Genomic DNA, 3891 nt, shown 5'->3' on the forward strand with positions numbered 1-3891 from the left:
ATCAAACGACTCGCCCTGTGACTTCTCGTCCTTGGGCTTTCCGTACAGATCCTGCACGATGATGACCGTATAGTAGATGACATAGATTATGGTCACGACAATGGCGAATATTACAAATGACTTCATATTTTCAAGTTTGATTTTACTATGGTTTGGCTTATTGCCGATGCAAAGGAACTACCTTTTCTTCAATCTTAAACCGAAATGACTTTCCGCGGAGCCAAATCTTAACTCTAATTTTGATTACACTCGCAATCATACTCAAAAATCAAACTCGAAAGGCACAAAAAAAGCCCTTCCGATAGGGAAGAGCTTGTAAAGAGGGTGGATGAAAAAAATGTGGATGGCTATATGGTCAGGTACTTGCCATGGGAGAAGTCCTGATGTTCGTTAGAGAAAACATAGCCCAACTGGTTGGACAAGCATTGGGTGTTGCCTATCCTGGCATCGATGTTGGTGTGCGAATGTCCGTATATCCAATAGTCTATGCCGCTATCGGTGATATAGTCCTCCAACTCTACGGTGAACGCCACGTTTGCCTTGCTGCCTTGAAACTTTGGGTGGAGCATACGGAACGATGGTACATGATGGGTGACAACAATCTTATGGGCTGCTTGCGAATATGCCACTGCATCCTTGATAAAGGTGAGGCAACGTTCATGCTCAGCATTGAATTGGGCATGGGTCATCAGCTCACCTTTATATAATATACGGCGGAAGTCGCTTATCACTTGCTCGGTGAAGTAAGCGTCCTCCAAAGGAATCCTCGACCAAAGGGTGGAGAGGATGATGTCGGTGTCGCCAATCCTCGCAATACCGTTGTAGTGGCTGAATACATTGGGACGTACCTCCAAGAGATAGCCGTCGGGCAGTGTCGCCACATCATAATATTTGTAGAACTCATGGTTGCCCATGCAGCAATGCACCTCCTTGTAGTTCTCCGATGCCCAGTCCCAAAAGGGATGCTTGGAGTAGTTGTCATCGCCGAGATAGCCGATGTCGCCGGCAAGCAGCAGTATGTCGCCCGTCACCTCCAAGGGGTGGGCTTTCAGATACCGCCAATTGTCGGCAAACTCCAGATGCAGGTCGGATGCGTATTGTATCTTCATATTGGTCATGCTTCTATAAACAATTCATCCAGTTGATCTAACAGTCCGGTCACAAATGCCTCGTCTTGACCGAGTGACTTTGACAATGGTTCTGCGAGAGTTGACCAGTCGGCTCTGATGGAGGCGACAAACTCCCTTATACATGCCACTATTGAAGCAGGAGCCTCAATGTTGTCCTCAGTCATTATGACCACATTTTTCAGGATGTCCGAACGGTGCTTCTTGATGTCTTTGGTGTTCACATGCTTGCCGTCCCGCTTGTCTGCCATGAGATTTAGGTAGGCTCTTGCCTTCAGTGCTATCAAGGCAGCGGAATTGGCATGGCGTATGCCATCAGTCAGTTGGCTGTGTGCGATAGTAAAGTGATAGTAATCATCGTCCATGATGATGGCACTAAGACTCGACACATCTTCATCGGTCGGGATAGGTTCTATGACAAATCCCTTTGGCTCTCCAAGCACGTCGGGGTGGCGTGACAGCAGTTCNTCATCGGTCGGGATAGGTTCTATGACAAATCCCTTTGGCTCTCCAAGCACGTCGGGGTGGCGTGACAGCAGTTCTATCATCTCGGGATAGCCGTCTTTACCATCAAGGAAACGATACATTTCATACCTTGGTGGCTCACCAGCCTCCTGTTTCCTCTTTTCAGGTCGATAGCCAGCCTCCCGCACAAACTGCCAGAAGCGATTGGCGAAAGCCTCGGTCATGTTCTCTACGATGACTATCATGTCGATGTCGTGTGTGGCGCGTGGACGCACCACGGTATTGGTCATGGTGATGTCACAGGCTGCTCCGCCTATCACCACATAGTTTTCTGAGTATTCCGCAAATGCTTCACGGAACTTGACTAATCCTTCCATTTCTGTTCACTGATTATTCGTTCTACTTCTTTTTCTACTCTCGGATCATCATCATCTCTCAACGAAAGGACAAGGGAAAGGCGATCAACCCACTGGCTTTTGTCGCCCATTTTGCTGACAACAGGGTATTTCCATACCTCTATGATATAGTTGCCGTCATAGATGTTGGGATTCTCCATGACATCAGCCGACTTGACGGCACGATATTCCTTGCTTGTCATCATTATCATCTCTTCCCGGTCACGATTAAGCATGGAATAATGTGCCAGGGCATTGATGCCGCATACGGGGTATTCCGCATCCAAGCGTATGTCATCGCAAAAGATGCGGTTCTCCACAGGTGACAGCAAGACGTTCTGAGCCTTGTCCCACAGTTCCTTGCCCTTCAACTCGAAGTGTACCACCTTGCTGCGCTGTCCGTTCTGAATCTTTTGACACAGTCCTACATCTTCAAGACAGGTGACACCCAACGTGACGCTTTCGTAAGAATATGGAAGCAACGGTGCAATATCCCTTGGCGACATTCCTTCAATACTGCCCACCTGTAGGTGATAGAGTAGTATGTATTGCGCCACAGGGGTCAATACTTCGGCAATCTTCCTGTTGCTTGTCTTCTCCAATGCTATGATGCCTGGCAGATGGGCATATTCCTCGGACATGACAAAGAAGACTCCTTTGTCTGCCAGTCTGTGTCGCTCGTAGGTGGGTCCGGGCGCAAGGATAAACACCGCAGGCAGTCCCAGGGCTTCGGTCAACCGCTTGCCCGTGATGGCGCAAGTCCGTGGAGAGGGATTGCCCTTCTTGGGCTCAACGAACAGCAGGGGCGTGCCTTGGTATGTGCCATCATAGAAACGGTATGAGAGTTTCTCGCCAACCGTGATGCCTTTCAGGCTTTCCTTGGCACGAGGTTCCACCTCAAAGCGTCTGCCCAATATCCTTATTTCTTTTTTCAATTCCATTCTGCTACATTTTAATAATGTATTAAAACGATGCAAAAATAAGGATAATAATTGAGAATCAAGCATGTTTGGGCGAAAAAGTGCAGATTTGATATGTAATTTCAATGCATTTGAGCCATTTTTGCATCAAATGATGGTGTTTTCGTCTTTATAATGTCATTCAGATGCCGTTCGTTTCTTCCTCATCAGATAGTCGTTGACATCCTTGTAGTCGGCATATCTGAAGGACTCGTCCGTCACCCTGTACTCGAATACATTGCTGATGCTCTCAACCGTCTTGCGTCCTGCCTGGTCGTTGTCGAGGAAGCAATGGATGTGGGTGTAACGGTCAAGGTAATGCAATGCCTGTTTGAGGTTGGCGACTGAGTTCAGTATCATATAGTCGCAAGGGCTTTCAACGACAAACCATCGGTCTTGCTGTTTAACGAGGGTCATATAAGCAAGGAAGTCCATGAAGCCCTCAAAGACCAGACAACCGTTTTGCCACTCGTTGAACGTATGGGCAAGCAGGGTGATGTCCTTATGCCCGATGCAGCCCTTGAAATAGGGATTGCGCACCTCATGTCCTTCACTCAGATTGCCAAAGGCAATGCCATAGTAATGTTTTTGCTCAACCTTGTAGTGTATCTCCCTGCAATACATCCTGCCAATGGTGATGTCTATCCGTCGGCTACTGAAATAGGACAGCAGAGAATGGTTGCTCAGTGGGAGCAGCTTCACATCGTTCATCTTGGTTGTCGTGTATTCCTTGGCTGCGATAGCGGTCTCGATTGCCTTATCCACAGTGGCAATACTCTTGGACGCAAGGTAGGCAAGGGCATCGGAAACGGATTGTTTGTTATACATACGCTTTACCAGCTCCACAAGGTCACCGCCCTCCTTAATGGCGTAGTCGTACCACAGGTTCTCCTTCTTGCTGACCTTGAACGATGCGGTCTTCTCGTCCCTGAAGGGTGACAGATA

Annotated in this window: 4 protein-coding genes; 1 reads left to right on the top strand and 3 read right to left on the bottom strand. The window is 48.0% G+C overall.

The features are described from left to right. Positions 1-347: 347 nt before the first annotated feature. Positions 348-1118: a metallophosphoesterase gene (locus KQP79_RS25465; RefSeq protein ID WP_007837351.1), complete on the bottom strand. Its 771-nt coding sequence runs from the start codon at positions 1116-1118 to the stop codon at positions 348-350. 678 nt (positions 1119-1796) lie between these two features. Here KQP79_RS25465 and KQP79_RS25470 point away from each other — a divergent pair. Beyond that, entirely contained in the window at positions 1797-1919 is a 123-nt protein-coding gene (locus KQP79_RS25470) for a hypothetical protein (RefSeq protein ID WP_255518806.1), read from the top strand. 37 nt (positions 1920-1956) lie between these two features. On the opposite strand, the gene KQP79_RS25475 is transcribed toward KQP79_RS25470, so the two are convergent. Both KQP79_RS25475 and KQP79_RS25480 read right to left on the bottom strand, forming a co-directional pair. Beyond that, a complete protein-coding gene (locus KQP79_RS25475; RefSeq protein WP_005812863.1) occupies positions 1957-2928 on the bottom strand; it encodes a hypothetical protein in 972 nt (323 codons plus the stop codon). A 156-nt stretch (positions 2929-3084) separates the two neighbouring features. Next, on the bottom strand, positions 3085-3891 hold an 807-nt coding region (locus tag KQP79_RS25480; RefSeq protein WP_264386587.1), incomplete at its 5' end, for a toprim domain-containing protein.

Origin of the sequence: Bacteroides sp. DH3716P, from assembly GCF_025914115.1 — a bacterium.
Lineage (GTDB): Bacteria > Bacteroidota > Bacteroidia > Bacteroidales > Bacteroidaceae > Bacteroides > Bacteroides ovatus.